Raw genomic sequence first — 18555 nt, forward strand, 5'->3', positions numbered from 1 at the left:
GTTATAGACCCCCCTGATAGATTTGTTTCGATAGATAACGCTCACTACTATCTGCAAATAGCACAACAATATTCGTTCCTGGAGCAGATTTTTCTGCTTCCTTAAGAGCCGCATGTAAAGCTGCACCCGCTGAGCTACCAGCCAAAATACCTTCTTTACCTGCCAATTCTTTTACAAGAGAGAAGGCTTCCTCGTCCAAAACTGTATATATGGCATCAAAATAGGAAGTATCCATAAAGCCTGGGATAAACTCCATACCGATACCCTCTGTTTTATGTGGGCCAGATTCTCCTCCATTTAAGATAGAGCCCTCTGGTTCAACAATAACAGTTCTTATAGATGCACGCTGTTCTTTTAGATAACGTGCCACTCCCATAAAGGTACCACCAGAACCTGCACCTGCCACAAAGGTATGCACCTGACCATCCATTTGATCCCAAATTTCGGGGCCTGTTGTTTTATAATGAGCTTCTGGGTTAGCTGGGTTGGCAAATTGTTGTGGCACAAAAGCTCCTGGAATCGTCTCAGCTAATTCTTTTGCCTTAGCTATTGCTCCTTTAATTCCTAATTCCGTTGGCGTATTTACCACTTCCGCCCCCAAAGCGCGCATAAGCTCTTGCTTTTCCATCGAAAACTTTTCAGGTACGCAAAAGATCACACGATAAGAAGTATTAACTGCGGCAAGTGCTACGCCAACCCCTGTGTTACCTGCTGTTGGTTCAATAATGGTCCCACCAGGTTGCAATAGACCGCGTTCCTCTGCATCTCGTATTAATTCTACTCCGAGACGATCTTTTACACTACCCCCTGGATTATAGGACTCCAGTTTGGCAAACAGACGAACCCCCTCAGGTAAAGCAAATTGCGTCAGTTCAACGATAGGTGTATTTCCAATTAATTCCTTTATGTTGCGATAAACCTTCACGTAGATCTTCCTCCGATCCAATGTTTATATGCAGGAATGTATAAGTACAAGTAGGAACGCCATTAGTATACCATGCTTTTAGCTAACTTTTTGCATTTATCTTAACATTGTCCACACAGGATGGACCTTTCTTATGAATCAGTAGCAATAGTCCATTTCCCACCTATTTTTGATAAAAGAATGATAATAAGTATAGAAACTCATGGATTTTCGTAAGTAGGGAGATTATAATAGAATGGAGTTGAAAAGGAGTGATTATCCATGAAAGAACAAGTACAAGAAGTACTAGAAAAGCTTCGTCCGTACCTTCAACGCGATGGCGGTGACGTTGAGCTTGTTGACGTTGAAGATGGCATCGTTAAACTACGTTTGATGGGTGCTTGCGGTAGCTGCCCTTCTTCTACCATCACCCTAAAAGCCGGTATTGAACGCGCATTAGTTGAAGAAGTACCTGGTGTTGTAGAAGTTCAACAAGTATTTTAAGATTATTATACGATTGAAAGCATTCATGCGCCTATGCCTTGAATGCTTTTTTTGTTTAAAACCGGATTAACATATAGGAAAAGTCCGATTTTACTTATTCGGACTTTCCCCTACATAGCGATCAAAAAACTGTAATACTCGCCGAGAATATAACTCCCTATCTCTTGTATAACACCGTACATGATCGGCTTCTGGTACTAGCCACAATTCTGCTTCGGGGTGCATGGCTGCTTCATATAATTTTTCACTTTCCTTATAAGGAATTGTCTTATCCTCTCTACCATGGATTAGGAGCAACGGTCTAGAACCGTATCGTTTGACGGCCTCGATGGGCTTTACCTGCTTTGGGCTTGCCCCCACCAGAATGGGAATCACGGTTAAGATAATCGATGTAAACGGAAATGAAGGAAGTCTTGTCCATATTGGCAAATTGTTAGAAAGATAATCAGATAACAAAGCAAAGGAACAATCCGCAACAACCGCATTCACACGTTCATCTTCTCCTGCAACCATAAGAGAGGTAGCTGCTCCCATAGAAAAACCAATCAAACCGATAGAATGACCTGGAGCTCGTTTTTTGGCGAAATCAATTGCTCCTAACAAATCCTTCTGTTCATATAAGCCAATTGTAGTCAAGCTTCCTTCTGACTCCCCAGCATTACGAAAATCAAAAAGTATGGCATCATAGCCGGCCTCCACAAAGGATTTAGCAAGTGTCAATGCCGGTAAATGCTGTTCTAAGCGATTCTGTCTGTAGCCATGAGCAACAATAATGGTAGCATGCTTGAGCGGTTGTACATGTTGGCTCTCCTGTGTAGCCATGTCTGCTCCCTCATCCATTTGTTTCAAATGCGCTTCTTGGTGTTTAGCGGCAGAAAAATACCAGCCCTTCATTTTTAACTGATCACGACTTGGAAATGAAATACAGTCATATACAGATAAACCGTAATCCTCTGGATAATTGGTGATAGGCTTGCGCCTTGGATGTAGTAATTTTTGACCAATATACACACTAATCACGACTAGCAACACTATCAATACAAAGATGAAACAGACCAAAAACATCAACAGGGGTTGACTCATACAGGAGTAACCGCCTCGTCTCCTGAAAGTACAGCTACTAGATTTTGAGCGACAAGCATCGCCATACGATCTCGAGTTTCATAAGTAGCACTACCAATATGGGGGAGAGCTACTACATTTGGAAGTGATAAGAGAGGATGATCTGTTGGAATCGGCTCCTGTTGGAAGACATCTAAACCGGCTGCCCAAATGGTTTCCTGTTTCAATGCTTGATATAGGGCCACTTCATCTACCGTAGCTCCACGTGAAGCATTAATAAAGACCGCTGTAGACTTCATCATTGCAAATTGCTCTGCTCCCATTAAACCTTTCGTTTCCTCTGTCAATGGTGTTAACAACACCACATAATCAGATTCACACAACAAATCTGGTAAAGAGCAATATGTAGCCCCATAGGTCTCTTCCGCCTCTACTTTGCGACTCCGGTTATGGTATAAAATACGCATATCAAACCCGCTCGCCCTTTTGGCAACCGCTTCACCAATTCGTCCCATTCCAATGATTCCAATCGTTGCACCATGAATGCGCTGACCAGCCATGAAATAAGGACTCCATGTTTTCCACTCTCCATTCATCAGTACCCTGTTCGCTTCTACAAAGCGTCTCCCAGCCGCCATTAACAGACCAAAGGCCAGATCAGCAGTAGCATCCGTTAAAACATCTGGTGTATTTGTTACGACAATGCCTCTTTTTTTGCAAGCCTCTACATCAATATTGTCATACCCAACAGCAAGTGTAGATACCACTTTTAAATGGGGGGCAGCATCAATTAGTTCACGGTCGATCCGGTCGGACAGCATGACATATAAGCCGTCCGAGCGTTTCGCTTTTTCTAATAAAATGTCGCGAGGGACAGGATATTCCTGATCCCATACCTCAACAGTCGCTATAGTCGCTAAAAGGTTCATAGCTTCCTTCGCTACTTTCCGTGTCACATATACAAATGGTTTTGTCGTCATCTTCAGGTAACCTCCATAGCCAATGTATTTCGGGAATTTCAACGCCGAAGTACTGACGAATTGCTTCTGGATATTGCCCAAGTACTTGTTCCATTGTGGCAAGCTCTTCATCAAGTGGGGCTTGCCAATCCTCCCCCGCCCTTTCTCGATCCTCATCAGACATGAGACTATATAGCTCCACTGTTTTTAAAAAGCGAGAGGGATACAGCAACATAGCAAAAATAAAGGAATACTCCTCTGGGCAAAGCTGTGCTATACATTGATAACCCACTAGGAACTCTATTACTTTATCTGCTTGCCATCCATTTCTGCGAACAATCCATTTAATACCTTGCCCAATATCACGCGTACGCATATCCAGCACCCAGCTATATTGTCCCGCAATGTATCTTTTTCCACTTTCATGAAACATTATATGACCATCTTGAAAATTCTGAAAGGCAATCTTTCCTTGTTTACTCAAACCATTCGTCAACCGCTTGTAACCATTCCCATTCAAATAATCAATAGCGGTCGTTGCAGATACCTGTATATACGTAAACATCGTAAATAAATAAACCTCAAAAGGGTTAAATGAATCCGATTTTTCCAAACTATCGAGTAGACTCTCATAGGTTTTACACTTTTTTCCCCACATCTCCGGCCACGTACCTAAAGAACGATACGGTAAATAAAGCTTATCCCATGAAAGCGAGCGCGTCGCCTGATGAAACTCCGCCAGTGACTTACCCAGATTAAAATAATGGCGTTCCCACGTTGTCTCCCTCATGCCTTCCTGTAAATAATACAGGACTTCTCCATCTTTCACATGATAATTATCATCATTTGCTTTGCAAATGGGTAAGACTTTCAGATCACAATTTTTATGGATCGCTTCAATTGTCTTCTCCACTAATAAACTCTTTGCCCGATAAGATGGTGGACAAGTATGGATGTAATGTAATCCTCGGTCCGTATACAACAGCTTGCGTCCATTCTCCTCTTTCCACTCTGCATCAACAAAAGAATACTCCTCACAAAACTTGCCCAATAGTTCTTCCATTATCTAAACCTCCTGGCCCTGATTCTGTTGAAATAGCTTATGACATATCATGGGCATAGGTGAGTGCATAGCCTTTCTAAAAAAGACAAATACTACCTATATCTCTCTTAGAAAGAGGCGATTATTTGTTGAATCAACAGCAGCATGTTTGGAGTGAACAAGTATACTCGAAAGCACTTGAGCTTTTGCAAGAGCGAGGAGTACGACTTGAAGATATTGGAGAGATCGTCATGTTTCTCCAAGAAAAATATATTCCAAACCTACAGATGGAACAATGTCTTGAAAGCATACATGCCGTCCTTCAAAAGCGTGAAGTACAGAATGCCCTATTAACAGGCATTCAGCTAGACATACTAGCTGAACAAAACAAGCTACTATCCCCTTTGCAGGAGATGCTTGCAACTGATGAATCGCTCTTTGGAGTAGACGAGGTCATGTCGCTCGCGATTGTAAATCTTTACGGAAGCATTGGATTTACCAACTATGGATACGCCGACAAGCTGAAGTACGGTGTATTAGAAAAACTAAACGATAAAAAGAATGGTGTACATACCTTTTTAGACGATCTGGTAGGCGCAATTGCAGCAGCTGCATCCAGCAGATTGGCCCACCGACAGCGTCATCAGGAAGAAGAAGAGCTTAAAGCCCAGGGCGTATCTTATCCATCCAAGTAAGTAGACTTTGCTCTACATACGTAGGTGGCTCATCATGTTTATCTGCATCTTCCAACGTGGAATATCCTGAGAGTACAAGCAGGGTGTCAATACTACTATTGATGCCCGCTTGGATATCTGTGTGTAGGTTATCCCCCACAATGATGGTCTCCTCTGGTTTAGTTCCGAGTTTCTCTAATGCATATTTGATAATAATTGATTCTGGCTTACCAATAATGGTGGGGCGCTGTGCTGATGCAGTCGCTACAGCAGCTACTAATGCTCCATTTCCAGGCATTAAACCGTGTTCTGTTGGTAGAGCAGGATCTGCATTGGTAGCAATAAATGTGGCTCCATTTCGAATTGCACGCATGGCTGTTGTCAATTTTTCATAGGTTACGCTACGGTCAATACCGATGATTACATAGGAGGGATTTTCTTGTGTAAACGTGAATCCTGCCTCCTCCATGGCTGTAAATAGGCCCTCTTCGCCTAAAGCAAAATACGTTTTGTGCTGTCCCTTTTGTTCAGTCAAATATTTTGCTGTAGCCATACTAGTTGTATAAACCTGATCGGCTGTGGTAGGTAAGCCCATGTTGCTTAGTCGTTCTGCCACCTTTTCAGGGGTGGTTGATGAATTGTTTGTCACATATAAATAGGGAGTTTTTGTTTCCTGAAGATATGTAATGAAAGTGATAGCTTCAGGTATAACGCGGTTCCCATGATAGATGGTCCCATCTAAATCAAGCAGATATCCTTTATATGTTTTCATGTGGTCTCTCCCTTCTGATAGCCTGTCTCTATTGTACTTGTTCGGTTTGGGCATGACAAATGACATCATATTGTATAAAACAAAAAACCACCCGCAGATGAGTGGTTTGTTAGCTCTTTATTCAGCCTTTTGTTTAATTTTGTACAGGCATTTGTCTCCACCTTTGGCCATACAGGAGGCTTGCTCTACCTCTGTGCCTAATACGCGTTTAAATAATGACAGTTCACAACTACATGCCTGATTAAACTGGCGAGCTACCTGAGAGATCGGACAGTTAAACTCTTTAATAAAATAGTCCCCTGTCTCCTCTTCTCTACCCCATTCCACCATGTAGCCCTTCTGATTTTGTATATCCGCTAATGCAGCTACCTTTTCTTCCAATTCGCCTTGAATATAGGGGCGATACGTTTCTTCGAGTCGATCTTCTCGTCTACGAAACAAGGTTGCTACCTTGTCCGCTCCGTCTATATCAACTAAATCCTGAAGGAAGTCTAGCGTAAGATCATGATAGTTACGCGGAAATAGTTCATCCGCTTGCTGTGATAAGGAGTATACATTAGTCGGACGGCCCATCGCTTGACGTACCAGCGAGGACTTGATCAGATTGTCACGCTCCAACGTGTTCAAATGGCGACGTACTGCCATCTCCGTGATGCCCAAATCCAACGCAATATCGCTAACTGAAAGCGAACCTTTAACTTTTAACATATGCAGAATTTGATCACGTGTGGAAGTCTGCTCCTTTGACATAACAATCACCGTCCTTTCTCTCCTATTCTACAGTAAGGAATAACATTAGTAAACTAATGAAAGGTTTTTGTTTAAAAAATCCACTTTTGTTAGTAGCCTATTAGCCCTGTTTATTACTAAAATAATTCCTTTTGAATGTATGACCGTACGGAAAGTGCAAATGTTGTTAAAATAGGTAAAGCCTCTCTAACTAACGCACTCATTTCCAATACAGGAATTTCTGAATAGGTAACAAGTGGTTTACGAAATTCCATAACACGATGTAGAACAGTGGCTTGCTCGTTTGTGAGAACTGTTTCGTCTCGAAGAATTTCAACGATATCTGTATAGCTACCAGGATCACGCATGATAAATCCGTCTATGAGAGCGTTTCCTACATCTGCAATCCCTTCTATACATATATGCAGAGCACGTTCGATTGCTAACTGCTTAATTTGATCACAAGCCAGTTCTTCATCAGAATAAGTCATATTTTGAGATAAGAGCGTCAGCATGCGCTCCATATAAGTAAGCACTTGCTCTACTTTTGCTGTATTTACATCATACATGTTGTCTTCCCCCGCTTAATTATCTATTTTTTGCGTTTTTTAGAAGCAAGTTTTGTCCAAATTACAATTCCAAAAAACGTGAATACGACCATCATTAATACAAGTAAGCTCATCCCAAGGTCTTCCGTCAACAAACTCACCTCATTTCCATGTCCCATTATAACAAAAATACTGAATGAAATAACTTATCTAACAGATCAGGGTGATTTCCGTACATTATCTTCTCTATCCAAACATTTCTTTCGCTTTTCATCTGGAGAACACCTGTTGTTTTTCTGATGTTGTGATAAAATGAAGTCGATAAAGCACGTTGTAGGGAAAACGATAACAATGATTGTAACAGGAGGATCAGATGGAAAGAGAATTAGCGTTAGAGGTTGTTCGTGTTACTGAGGCAGCAGCGCTCTCTTCTGCACGCTGGATGGGGCGTGGCAAAAAAAATGAAGCTGACGATGCTGCAACATCAGCTATGCGCGCCGTATTTGATACAATTTCCATTCGCGGTACGGTTGTCATCGGTGAAGGAGAGCTTGATGAAGCACCGATGCTATATATTGGAGAGAAACTAGGTAATCAATCAGAGGATTCTCCAGAGGTTGACGTAGCCGTAGATCCTTTGGAAGGAACAACTATTCTTGCTAAAGGTCACAATAACGCCATGGCTGTACTTGCAATTGGAGATCGTGGCACTATGTTACATGCACCAGATATGTACATGCAAAAATTGGTAGTAGGACCTGCTGCAGCCGGTTTAATCAATCTAGATGATCCGATCGAAAAAATGATTGAAACCGTGGCAAAAGCAAATCAAAAACGCATAGAAGAAGTAACCGTGATCGTTCAAGAACGGGAGCGCCATCAAGAAATCATAGACGGGATTCTAGAAACTGGGGCCCGTGTCAAACTGTTTGGAGATGGTGACGTGGGTGCTGCTATTGCTGCTTCTATGCCAGAAGAATCCGGAATTGATTTGTTTGTAGGCATCGGCGGTGCTCCTGAGGGCGTCATTAGTGCAGCTGCTATCAAATGCTTAGGCGGAGATATGCAGGCACGACTAAAACCACAAAATGATGAAGAACGAGAACGTTGCCGTCAAATGGGACTACTTGATCCTGAGCAACTCCTGACAATTAATGACTTAGTATCTGGAGATGATGCTATTTTTGCCGCAACTGGAGTATCAGACGGAGAACTATTGCAAGGGGTTAAGTTTCTAAGTAATAATATAGCTAAGACACATTCCCTAGTCATGAGAGCAAAGACTAGAACAGTACGTTTTGTAGAGGCTAGGCACAGTTTAGATCATAAACCAAACTTGGTATGGAAGTAGGGTAATCTTATGTCCCACGAGCCTTTTTATCTGTATGATGAAACGGAAGAGACTACTACTCGCTTTGTCAGCTTTATGGGCGAATCCACTCGTTTTGATCTGGCGATTATCAAAACAAGTCGTTTTTATGGAAAAAAGTTAGTTGTCAATATTCAAAACGGTCGTAGCGCGATTATCGGAACAGATGATTTAGAGGAAGAAGGGTACTTAGAGTATGCCTTTCAAATCACTGAATCGGAAGCGGAAGAATTAAAGGAGTTTTTAGTTCGAGTAATTGGTTAATCTTTACTGGGTCCTCTGCATTGCAGGGGGCTTTTTTCTTTGTCATTTGTGCCCATTTTACACATGGACATACGCCAAATGCCTATTTGCCCCGTATACTGCTCCCATAAATACAAAAACAGAAAATGTGAGGAGTGTACCGTCGATTATGGAAAGTCAATACGAAAGCCAGTCAATCCAACCTCTTTCTCCCCAAGAGCCTGAGGATAGAGATCAGATTCAGCATACAGGATATAACGAAGGAATTGACCCTTACCATCAAACTTCTTATCCCCACCACTATACACCCGTTTATAATCCTTACACACCTTATTTAGCTCCTACGTATTCTCCGTATGAAATCGTTCCTGTACAAAGAGGCGGCCATGGTCATCATGATAGCCATGATCATCATGGTAGACACCATCATCATCACCATCCTCATCATGATAGTCATCATCATCACTTCCCTCACCATCATCATGGTGGTCATCACCGCTACCACCCTTATTCCGGGACATTTCCACTGTTTTTTTATCCACCCTTTTCACCACATGACCCAGCCTTCCCTTACATGTATCGTCGCACAGATGCTCCCATATATGGAGAAGATGGGTATGGATATGGGTATGGGTATGAATCTGTGTAGCTAATCAAAAACACCTGACGAAAGCAGCATTTACTTTCATCAGGTGTTTGTTGTTGTATCGTTATTTTTCAGTTTGAATGACTTTTTTAGTAGGTGTAGCCGTTGGTTTGACCCGTGGTCCTCTTGAAGCTTGATTGTTCGCACGCTTCTCTTTGGTTATTTGTTCGGTGCGATGTGCTTTCGGATTTCCTCGATCCTTCCCATCTTTCCCCTCTTTATTCGGACGCTCCCGATCTTGTCGAGGAAAACGAGATGGCTTATCATTCTTGTCCGATCGACGTTTAAAGGGACGTTCATAATTTCGAGGTCGGGTAGGAGTTTGGGTCGCTTGAGAAGATGATTCTTTATCTAGGCTTTCCAAATCAATCAATGTTTGGTCTGTCTCGTCTTCTAGCTCAGATTCATTCAGACGTTTGGTGCGCTTTAGAACAAAATAAGCACAGCCAAAATTGCAATATTCCTGAAGATACTCGTCTAATGCAGCAATTTTTTGCTCAAAAGGCACTTTACGATTCGTATTCTCAAAGAATCCGCGTAAACGAAGCTGGCCATAGCCCCAGTCACCTACGATGTAATCGTATTTATCCAATACATCGCTGTAGCGTTCTTTACAGACCTCCAGATTCCAGCCATCACGATTTTCTTCCAGTAATTCATAAACACCTGCTTGCAAGCGAATCAAGAGTACTTCCTCCTCTTCTTAAACCTCAAACATGACCATCTTCTCCAATCTTACCACATTTTTTACGGAAAAACATATCCTTAAAGAGGGCAACCTATTCTCAGGAGGTGTCCATCTATGCAAAAGAAATGGATTTTTGCTACTGTAGCCAGCTTAGCATTACTTACATCTGCTTGTGGAACCACCCCCGGTGGCGGAACAGCTCAGACGAAATCCTATTCCACCTCTGCATACACGAACCGTATGAATTATGGTACAAGCACAAATAACTATGATTACGAAGGGTTCGGATATCGTAACAATGCTGGGCGTCCCACTTTTTTCTATGGCAGTGAGCCTAATTACAATGATTACCTAAGAAACGGGAGAACTTCTGCTTATCGAGCAACTCCATATGGAACAACTGCTCCCAGCTCTATGTATAACTCAAATGCCTACAGCAGCAGTGGTTATCCCTATTCTGGGCGAACTCTAACCAAAGGAGCCAGCCTATATTCCAATGAAAGCTATGGACAAAGCTATCGAATGAACGGGGTAGGCATTTACAACGCATACGGCAGCCCTAACAGTACGCAGTCTTATCCGTATTACAATGCAATGAATAGGACAGGTGCTCCAAGTATATATAGCACCTATAACACCTCCTATGGCCAAAATGCAAATACAACAGGATATGCTGTTGTACAACGGAATCAACTGCGCGGATATGAAAAAACACCTCGCGTCTATATTGACCGTGATGCATTGGCACAAGCAGTAGGACAAGTAGTTTGTAGTGTTCCAGGTATCGATAATGCTACCGTTTTAGTAACGGATGAAGAGATTTTTGTTGGTGTAAAAACATCTGATAAGGACGACCACTCTGCTACGGTAAAAGCTCGTAACAGCGCTTTGTCCATTTCCCCACGCTATTACAAGGTCTATTTAACCAACGATCAAAATATGACCAAGGAACTGTCTCACGTAGCGAACTCCTCAGCAAAAACAGCGAGTACACAAAGCACCAGTGGGACAACTCATGCTCAAACAGTAGATCGTCTTGTAAAAAGCTTTGGGGGCATGACCGATTACGAAAAAACCAAAAGCATGATGAACAAGACACAGAGTAGGACACGCTAAGAGACAACAAAGCACCCTTTGCCATAAAGCTTATGGTATGAGGGTGCTTTCCCATTAAATGGAGGTGTTTGTAGGAAACGTGTTATTGTATGTCTAATCTATTATCAATTATGCATTAGCCGCCGCAATCGTATCCTTTGCTGCATTCGCCTGCTCGTGTGCGTGATAAGAGCTACGTACCAATGGACCTGATTCTACGTGACTAAAACCACGCTTCATTCCTTCGTCTTTCATCATACGGAATTCGTCTGGATGATAGTACTTGGTTACAGCAATATGTTTTTTCGTTGGTTGCAGGTATTGTCCAATCGTCATGATATTAACGTCAACCGCACGCAAGTCATCCATCGTTTCTAAAATATCTTCAATCTCTTCACCAACACCAATCATCAAGCTTGATTTGGTTGGAATAGTTGGTTGCATCTCTTTTGCACGACGCAATAACTCTAACGTACGATCATATTTAGCACGAGCACGTACACGATCCGATAAGCGACGTACCGCTTCAATATTATGATTTAATACATCAGGGCGCGCATCCATAACCAATTTCAATGCATCCCAGTTGCCCATAAAGTCAGGAATTAGAACTTCGATTGTAGCAAGAGGAAGTCGTTTACGAATTGCCTTGATCGTAGCTGCAAAGATACTTGCTCCTCCATCAGCTAAATCATCACGAGCTACAGAAGTTACAACAACATGCTTCAAGCCCATTTGTTCTGATGCTTCTGCTACACGTTCTGGTTCGGCCAAATCCAACTCGGTTGGAAGACCTGTTTTAACTGCACAGAAACGACAAGCACGTGTGCAAATATCGCCTAAAATCATAAAAGTGGCGGTTCGATTCACCCAGCATTCATGTATATTGGGACATTTTGCTTCCTCGCAAACCGTATGCAGGGTTTTCCCACGCATCATCTGCTTAATTTCACGGAAGTTGTCCAAATCTTGTCCAGATGCGAGATTTATTTTTAACCAATCTGGTTTGCGTTGTGCCATCTACCGTCACACTCCTAACATTTTTCAGTGTCTCAATTATAATTAGAATGATTATTATCTGCAACCTATTAGATGTTCCTGTTCGCTTCTTTATTGTACCAGTTATGAAGCTGATGACGTGGGTGATTTTTTATTTGTTCACTTAATAATAACATTTCACGCTGTTGACAAGAAAATAAAAAAATTTGATGCGTCTGTGCTAATGTAAGTAGGTATGCTATTGTGCTCTGCAATCGACGTTCATCGTAATGGACAAAATGATCGTCTAAAAATATCGGAAGAGGCTCTTTGGCCTTACTAATTTGCAGAATGAAAGCGATTCGTTGGGCAAAATATAACTGATCCTGCATACCATTAGAAAGCTTCTCCTGATGAATAACTCGATGCAAATCAGGCTCTATTACTTTTATCGAAAATTGATTGGTAGGATCAATTCGCACATCTTGGTATCGCCCCTCAGTTATCCGATTCGTCACTTCTGAAGCAATCTGACTTACATCTGGGGAGACTTCCCTATGCCACACCTTCATAGCTTCTTGAAGGGTGTCCCGAGCAATTTGTAAGCTATCTCGTCGTAATTGTACCTCTTCTAATACTGACTCGGCTTCATCAAAATCTGTTTTCGCTCTAGCCCACGAGCTTTGATCTCGCTGTCCAATCTCTCCCCTTGCTCTCGCAATACGCTCCCTCAATTGGACAAGCTGATCCTCCAACTCCTTAGCTTCCTGCAAGTCTGTAGTATGCTCATGCTCCTCTATCTCTTTAGAAATCAACATCGCTTTTCGTGTTTTTTCTGCCCAATTCAACAGAAGTGCTTGTCGATGATCCTCTTGTTTTTCTATATATGCTGACTGTTCTACTCGTAATCTTTCCACCTGCAATTCTTCCTCTAATCGCTCAATCGCTTGTAATTGTCCTTGATTAGCGGATAACACATGAATCTCTACTAATAAGGCTTCCCGTTTATCGGTAAATTCTTCCCAATTATCAACCTGATGAACAGAAAAAAGAGCTGCAAGCTTCTCAATCTGATTCTGCTCCTGCTCAATTAGCTGCTGTAATGTTTGGTGAGCTTGCTCGATTTGTTGCTGTAGCTCCCCTATTTCTAAATCTAGCTTACTTAATAGGGTAGCTTGTTCCTCTTTCTCCTGCGTAAAAGTCTCTATCTCCCGCTTACAATGCTGTAATCTGACATATTTCTCGCGTAGCGTCCGCAGTTGCTCTGCCGAGTGAATATTCATCCGAGAAAGCCACTGCTGAACAGACTCAGGAATCTGCGATACTTGTGTAGTCTGAAAGTTAGTCTCTTTGGTTTTTCTGCTTAGCTTTTTCTTATAAAGAAAATAGAAAATGATGCTGAGTAAACCTGCAAAGGTGGTTATTCCACCACCAATCTTCACTAAATCCCATCGTTGTTCAATTATCATCCATGTACTCCAAATGGCAGTCACCAGTGCGATCTCACCACTTACCCAGATATGTAGAGGAATTTTAGAATGTACTCGTGCTGTCTCTTGCTTTGACTGTTCTAGCTTTTGCTTTCGAGTCTTGGCTCTACGACTACTCACTGAAACAAAAAGGTCTACTTCGTCAAATCTATTTTGCCGCAAATAATTTTCTGCTTGTATAGCGACTACATCATCATAATAAGCTAGATGAGGTGATTCTTGTAAAAGATGGGTATATTCCTTACTTGCGGCATGGACACTTTTCTTATTTTGTAGTGTGGCTTTCAGTTGAGCCAACAAAATTTCTTGCTGATATCGTTGTTGACGTACATCCTCTAGACTCTTATTCATCGCACGTGCTATCTGGTAATCATGGTTTACTTGCTCTAACTCAGCTTCCTGTCGCAAATCGTTTCGTTTCGTCCATTCTCCCAGATTATCTGTTGCTTCTTCTAGCTCTTCTTTTACAGCTGCTTCTTTCAGAGTTTGGGCAATTACATCGCCACCCTCTGTATGCTGTCCTACCTCCTGCTCTAGCCAAGCGAGTTCCTGTTGGGTTGACTGGTGACACTCGATAAGCTCTGGAGTCTCATTGTATATGATCGGGAGTGAATTTGTAGAGTCGGTTAACCAACGAGCTACATGATCACTATGAGATGTCTGATATGTGTATGTCCACCACTGTTGCCAAACTTCCATAAATCGTTGATGATCTGTAAGCTGTTTAGCTAGCATGTCATATCTTCTCTGGATTAGCTCTTCTTCCTTTTGCCACTCCATCACAGATTGATGGAGATGCTGGTTTGTCTGCCAGATTTCTTCTGCTTGTTGAAGAGCCTGACGAGCTTGCTGCCATTGTCGGTTAGCTTTGCCCCACCGTGTGTTCTCAGCATTATCTTTTTTCCCTATCACACTATATTCTTGTTCTAATGTAGCTAGCACACCTTGAACAGCAGGATCAATTACGCCTTCTTGGGCAAGGTTTGGTAATAAATGTTCTGGTGCCTGTAGGCCTTCTCGCTTGATCCAGGTTATATCAGTAAATAAACTACGGTTAAGCCCAAGATGCTTCTCGATAAAATTGTATTCTCGCCGTCGATCCTCTTTATATAAAGCTAAGGCCTCTGTCAGCTCTGGCTCTAGATACAATTTCATTTGCTCACGCTCTTTATCAAGAACTCGATGTAAGCGAAATTGTTGATCTGCTAATGTATACCGTACAATTGTTTCATAAGAAGTGTGGTGCCAAGGATAATAGCGATCGTATTCGTCTAAATAGCGTGAGACTTTGATAAAATCTTTTTTCATCCCATACAAACTAGCCACAAGTGCTTGTAATAAGGTAGTTTTTCCAGCCTCATTTGGGGCATAAAATAGGTTTAATCCCGGTGCAAAGGTAAAGGTTCGTTCCTGCCATTTACCAAACCCTTTGATATGTAGGTCCTCAATGATCAACGAAATACACTCCCAATCTGCTGTAAGGCCTCTCGTTTCGCATGTTGGATTACTGCCTTCTCTCGTTCATTTGTTGCTGCCTGTTCTAAATTATCTAGCTTTTCCAGCCATTTGCCAAAAACGCCACCCTTTTCTTTTACCTGCTGTTCATCTATATCTGGATATGTTTGGTCTGAAAATTGAATAAAGAAATATTCCTTACAACGTGACTTTATTAACTCGATTGGTACATGTAGGTGACTGGCTCTCTCTCCCGCAAATGTCACATACAGCAAATCCTCCCGATTTACTTGAGAAAGCTCTTGTTCAACTCGATCAACAATTGTATCAATTGTCTCCAAGCCTTTAAGTGAGATCGTCATTTTTCTGCTGATTCTACTTTGTACAGAAATAGGCTCTACTGTTACCTCACCATTATTAGAAATGGTTCCAAGAATGGCATAACGCTCTCCACTTTCCTTGATTGATAGTCCTTCAGGAGAACCTGGATATACTGCAAACACCTGTTGAGTCTGTGGATGAAGAAACTGCATCGGTTTATGGATATGTCCAAGTGCCACATAGTTTACCCCTGTATCAGCAAGCCCGCCAATCGTCATTGGAGCATAGACAGAATGCTCTGTATGCTCTCCGGTAATCACAGAACCATGAATAACCATTAGATGGTAGCGATAATCAGGTAATTTTCCCGGAAAGAAGTCTAAAGGTGATGTGGTAACATGCGCTTGCGGAAATCCCCATCCATACAAAACACACGATTTTTCTGGATATTCATAACCGCCCCATTCATCTGTGAAAATATGAACATGTGCAGGCCACTCCATTGTTTGATAAAATGATCCTTCCTGCCAAGGATCATGGTTACCTGGCGAGATAAATATAGGTGTGGGTGCCATACTGTTAAATAACTCTCGTAAAAATAAAGCAGTGGCCCTCGTACCTCCATGGTATTCTAATAAATCACCGGCAATGAGCCAAAAATCAACTTGGTTTTCTAATGCTACATCACGTATTCGTCGCATAGTACGCCTGAAATCTTCCTGTCTTATTTCATAGATGGAAGATAAATTCGTTAAAGGTGCGTCCAGATGGACATCAGCTGTATGAATAAATCTGATCATGTTCGCCCTCCCCGTCTAAGGCTAATTTCTTCACTTTACCGCTATGTTCCTGCTTAGATTACGAACATATTTTCCCTTCAGAGCATCCATACAAAAAAGCACGCCTATAAGCGTGCCTTAGCCATCATCATTGCCTTTTGATAAATTTTACGTAAAGGAACATCGTGGTCTTCCGCTAGCTTGGAGCATATCTCAAAATCAGGGGCAATTTGTACACAATCCCCATGATAAAACCCCAGCTTCACTTCCACTTCCCCCCACTTTGTTTTTACATCCAAAATCTGTTCAGTTAAACGGTGACAAGTAACTGGAAAATAACGTATACCAAAGGTTGTCGTCTCTTGAAACATGATGCTTTTCATTATCTGCTGTTGACTTTCGTAGCACATCACCTGCAACATGAGACCAGGCCGATTCTTCTTCATCGTTATTGAAAAATAGGAAACATCTTTGGCTCCAGCTGCATACAAGCTTTGCATGGTATAACCCAACCATTCTTGAGGAGTATCCTCTAGATTGGCTTGTAAGAGAATCATTGCCTCATTTATACATGAGTCATGTTTATTTTCCGTATGGCTAGCATGAATTACATTTACATCTTCATTTTCAGGGCTAATAAAAGCTAGATATATTCCCTTGCCACTCCACACCCTTTGTATTTTGCCAGGAGGAGGACTTGCGACCGAGAGTATCCCCATCCTTTGTAGCCACCTAAGAAATGGAGCGCTGCACGCTTCCCCTTCCTCTTTCTTCCTCCATTTTTTAATATATTGACCTACTGCCAATTGGAGTATTGTGTCATTTATCATATCCTCTTCCGGGAGAATCAAATGACTTACCATAACTTGACACTCCTCGGGTATTCCTATTTCAAGCAGAGCATCCCAAGCCTTTGCTTCCTTCACGTCCCACTTACTTGTATCGATAGTTGAATCAACTATTTTCGAAAAAAACAGACTTTCATCTATCCGAAGTTGCTGCCACAGTGGTAATAGCGACGTTAATTGATAAGCTCCTTCTCCCCCGATAAAAACATATTGTCGGACCATATGAAGCACCCCCTTTCATTTTATTTTTAGAGGCCCTTGAACCCCTTCTTTCATTACCTAAAATTTGTAAGAATAGTTCATAAGCGTATCGGTCATTCTACTATAAGGAGACTAATGGCTGGAGGGAGACGTATGCGTTTTCTACGCCTTTATTCATGTTGGATGATAGCTATTATCCTTATTGCTCCATCTCAGGGATTAGCAGCATCAATACCAACTAAGGCACCATCAACTTCCCCTGCTAAGTCAGAGAGGGATGAGCGTATGGAATTATTTATCGAATATGAAGCATTATATGGAATTCCATGGAAATATGTAGCTGCTATTGATCAGTATGAACGAACCATTAGAAAGAAACCAAAAAACACTGAAGCAGAGTCTACAAACAAACGCCTTACTGCTATCAGGGTTCCCACTGAATTATGGTGTGGCGTTTTTAATCCTGATTCTAATGACAATAATTTAACATCAATTACCTTCTTTCATGGGATCGGATTAGATGGTTCCGGAGATGGTGTAGCTGATCAGGATAATGATCGTGACGTATTAACTAGTCTTGTTCGTTTCTTAGGTACCTATGGTTTTAATTCCGATGATTTTAAGATTGGTCTATGGAACTATTATAAGCGTGATTCAGCAGTAAGAACCATCATGCACTACTCACGAATCTATGAGAAATTCCAAACACTTGAATTGCATGACCATGCTTTTCCTATTCCCAAACGGTTCTCTTATAGTTATCGCAGTACGTGGGGAGACCCACGTGGCTGGGGGGGGCGACGCATTCATGAAGGTGTCGATATTTTTGCTGGATACTCTACACCGGTGATGAGCACAGGCTATGGCGTGGTTGAGGTATTAGGCTGGAACCGCTATGGTGGGTGGCGTGTAGGTATTCGCGATATCGACAATATTTATCATTACTTTGCTCATCTATCCTCTTTTAAAAAGGGGCTAAAAGAGGGGGATATTGTTGTCCCTGGTGAAGTAATTGGCTATGTAGGCAGTTCTGGTTACGGAAAGCCTGGTACCTCAGGTAAGTTCCCACCTCATCTTCATTATGGAACGTATCGGGACACCGGAAATAATGAATGGGCTTTTGATCCCTATCCGCTGTTAAAGCGTTGGGAAAATCAGAAAAAGCAACCTAAGCCTATTTACAAATAACCTTTAGTAACACCCTGATATGAGGAGAAGCTCCTGCTTCGTGTAGCGTTGCAGGAGCTT

At 41.9% G+C, this 18555-nt stretch carries 20 protein-coding genes; 6 read left to right on the forward strand and 14 right to left on the reverse strand.

What is annotated here, in order from left to right; all coding sequences use genetic code 11:
• Position 1 precedes the first annotated feature (1 nt).
• The gene (gene cysK / locus BrL25_RS07045) at positions 2-925 is read right to left on the reverse strand and encodes a cysteine synthase A (RefSeq protein ID WP_018673454.1); all 924 of its coding nucleotides are present in this window, start codon (positions 923-925) and stop codon (positions 2-4) included.
• Positions 926-1186: 261 nt separating this feature from the next.
• On the opposite strand from cysK, the gene BrL25_RS07050 reads away from it, so the two are divergent.
• Positions 1187-1408, forward strand: a complete 222-nt coding sequence (locus tag BrL25_RS07050) for a NifU family protein (protein WP_003334633.1) — start codon at positions 1187-1189, stop codon at positions 1406-1408.
• 90 nt (positions 1409-1498) lie between these two features.
• Here the strand turns inward: BrL25_RS07050 and BrL25_RS07055 are convergent, their stop codons facing one another.
• From BrL25_RS07055 to BrL25_RS07065, 3 genes are read right to left on the reverse strand one after another with little or no spacing between them, the layout of a single operon-like run.
• The gene (locus BrL25_RS07055) at positions 1499-2491 is read right to left on the reverse strand and encodes an alpha/beta hydrolase (protein WP_018673453.1); all 993 of its coding nucleotides are present in this window, start codon (positions 2489-2491) and stop codon (positions 1499-1501) included.
• Entirely contained in the window at positions 2488-3450 is a 963-nt protein-coding gene (locus BrL25_RS07060; protein ID WP_018673452.1) for a 2-hydroxyacid dehydrogenase, read from the reverse strand. Before BrL25_RS07060 ends, BrL25_RS07055 begins: the two co-directional genes overlap by 4 nt.
• On the reverse strand, positions 3368-4492 hold the full coding sequence (locus BrL25_RS07065) for a protein kinase family protein (RefSeq protein ID WP_018673451.1): 1125 nt from the start codon (positions 4490-4492) through the stop codon (positions 3368-3370). Before BrL25_RS07065 ends, BrL25_RS07060 begins: the two co-directional genes overlap by 83 nt.
• 125 nt (positions 4493-4617) lie before the next feature.
• On the opposite strand from BrL25_RS07065, the gene BrL25_RS07070 reads away from it, so the two are divergent.
• The gene (locus tag BrL25_RS07070) at positions 4618-5166 is read left to right on the forward strand and encodes a phosphatidylglycerophosphatase A family protein (RefSeq protein WP_018673450.1); all 549 of its coding nucleotides are present in this window, start codon (positions 4618-4620) and stop codon (positions 5164-5166) included.
• On the opposite strand, the gene BrL25_RS07075 is transcribed toward BrL25_RS07070, so the two are convergent.
• The 3 genes from BrL25_RS07075 to BrL25_RS07085 form a co-directional block, all read right to left on the reverse strand.
• Entirely contained in the window at positions 5132-5917 is a 786-nt protein-coding gene (locus BrL25_RS07075) for a TIGR01457 family HAD-type hydrolase (RefSeq protein ID WP_018673449.1), read from the reverse strand. The two genes, BrL25_RS07070 and BrL25_RS07075, sit on opposite strands and share 35 nt — an antisense overlap.
• A 117-nt stretch (positions 5918-6034) precedes the next feature.
• The gene (locus tag BrL25_RS07080) at positions 6035-6667 is read right to left on the reverse strand and encodes a helix-turn-helix transcriptional regulator (RefSeq protein WP_026315311.1); all 633 of its coding nucleotides are present in this window, start codon (positions 6665-6667) and stop codon (positions 6035-6037) included.
• Between the two features lie 116 nt (positions 6668-6783).
• Entirely contained in the window at positions 6784-7215 is a 432-nt protein-coding gene (locus BrL25_RS07085) for a DUF86 domain-containing protein (protein WP_018673447.1), read from the reverse strand.
• A 352-nt stretch (positions 7216-7567) separates the two neighbouring features.
• Here BrL25_RS07085 and glpX point away from each other — a divergent pair, with 352 nt between their 5' ends.
• Entirely contained in the window at positions 7568-8545 is a 978-nt protein-coding gene (gene glpX, locus BrL25_RS07090) for a class II fructose-bisphosphatase (RefSeq protein ID WP_018673445.1), read from the forward strand.
• A 9-nt stretch (positions 8546-8554) separates the two neighbouring features.
• Positions 8555-8827, forward strand: coding sequence for a DUF3055 domain-containing protein (locus BrL25_RS07095; RefSeq protein WP_018673444.1), 273 nt, complete (start codon positions 8555-8557; stop codon positions 8825-8827).
• A 146-nt stretch (positions 8828-8973) separates the two neighbouring features.
• Here the strand turns inward: BrL25_RS07095 and BrL25_RS24720 are convergent, their stop codons facing one another.
• The 3 genes from BrL25_RS24720 to BrL25_RS07105 all read right to left on the reverse strand — a co-directional run bounded on the left by BrL25_RS24720 (position 8974) and on the right by BrL25_RS07105 (position 10137).
• Entirely contained in the window at positions 8974-9135 is a 162-nt protein-coding gene (locus tag BrL25_RS24720; RefSeq protein WP_018673443.1) for a hypothetical protein, read from the reverse strand.
• Between the two features lie 12 nt (positions 9136-9147).
• On the reverse strand, positions 9148-9360 hold the full coding sequence (locus BrL25_RS24725) for a hypothetical protein (protein WP_018673442.1): 213 nt from the start codon (positions 9358-9360) through the stop codon (positions 9148-9150).
• Positions 9361-9516: 156 nt separating this feature from the next.
• Positions 9517-10137: a YutD family protein gene (locus tag BrL25_RS07105; RefSeq protein ID WP_018673441.1), complete on the reverse strand. Its 621-nt coding sequence runs from the start codon at positions 10135-10137 to the stop codon at positions 9517-9519.
• Between the two features lie 117 nt (positions 10138-10254).
• On the opposite strand from BrL25_RS07105, the gene BrL25_RS07110 reads away from it, so the two are divergent.
• Positions 10255-11256: a YhcN/YlaJ family sporulation lipoprotein gene (locus BrL25_RS07110; RefSeq protein WP_018673440.1), complete on the forward strand. Its 1002-nt coding sequence runs from the start codon at positions 10255-10257 to the stop codon at positions 11254-11256.
• Positions 11257-11364: 108 nt separating this feature from the next.
• On the opposite strand, the gene lipA is transcribed toward BrL25_RS07110, so the two are convergent.
• From lipA to larC2, 4 genes are all read right to left on the reverse strand, one after another.
• Positions 11365-12255, reverse strand: a complete 891-nt coding sequence (gene lipA, locus BrL25_RS07115) for a lipoyl synthase (RefSeq protein ID WP_018673439.1) — start codon at positions 12253-12255, stop codon at positions 11365-11367.
• Between the two features lie 68 nt (positions 12256-12323).
• On the reverse strand, positions 12324-15158 hold the full coding sequence (locus BrL25_RS07120; RefSeq protein WP_018673438.1) for an AAA family ATPase: 2835 nt from the start codon (positions 15156-15158) through the stop codon (positions 12324-12326).
• A complete protein-coding gene (locus BrL25_RS07125; RefSeq protein ID WP_018673437.1) occupies positions 15155-16279 on the reverse strand; it encodes a metallophosphoesterase family protein in 1125 nt (374 codons plus the stop codon). The genes BrL25_RS07120 and BrL25_RS07125 overlap by 4 nt, the downstream gene beginning before the upstream one ends.
• Before the next feature lie 104 nt (positions 16280-16383).
• Entirely contained in the window at positions 16384-17328 is a 945-nt protein-coding gene (larC2, locus tag BrL25_RS07130) for a nickel pincer cofactor biosynthesis protein LarC2 (protein WP_018673436.1), read from the reverse strand.
• A gap of 132 nt (positions 17329-17460) precedes the next feature.
• On the opposite strand from larC2, the gene BrL25_RS07135 reads away from it, so the two are divergent.
• Entirely contained in the window at positions 17461-18495 is a 1035-nt protein-coding gene (locus tag BrL25_RS07135) for a M23 family metallopeptidase (RefSeq protein WP_018673435.1), read from the forward strand.
• Positions 18496-18555 lie beyond the last annotated feature (60 nt).

It is taken from the genome of Brevibacillus laterosporus DSM 25 (assembly GCF_002706795.1).
Taxonomy (GTDB): domain Bacteria; phylum Bacillota; class Bacilli; order Brevibacillales; family Brevibacillaceae; genus Brevibacillus_B; species Brevibacillus_B laterosporus.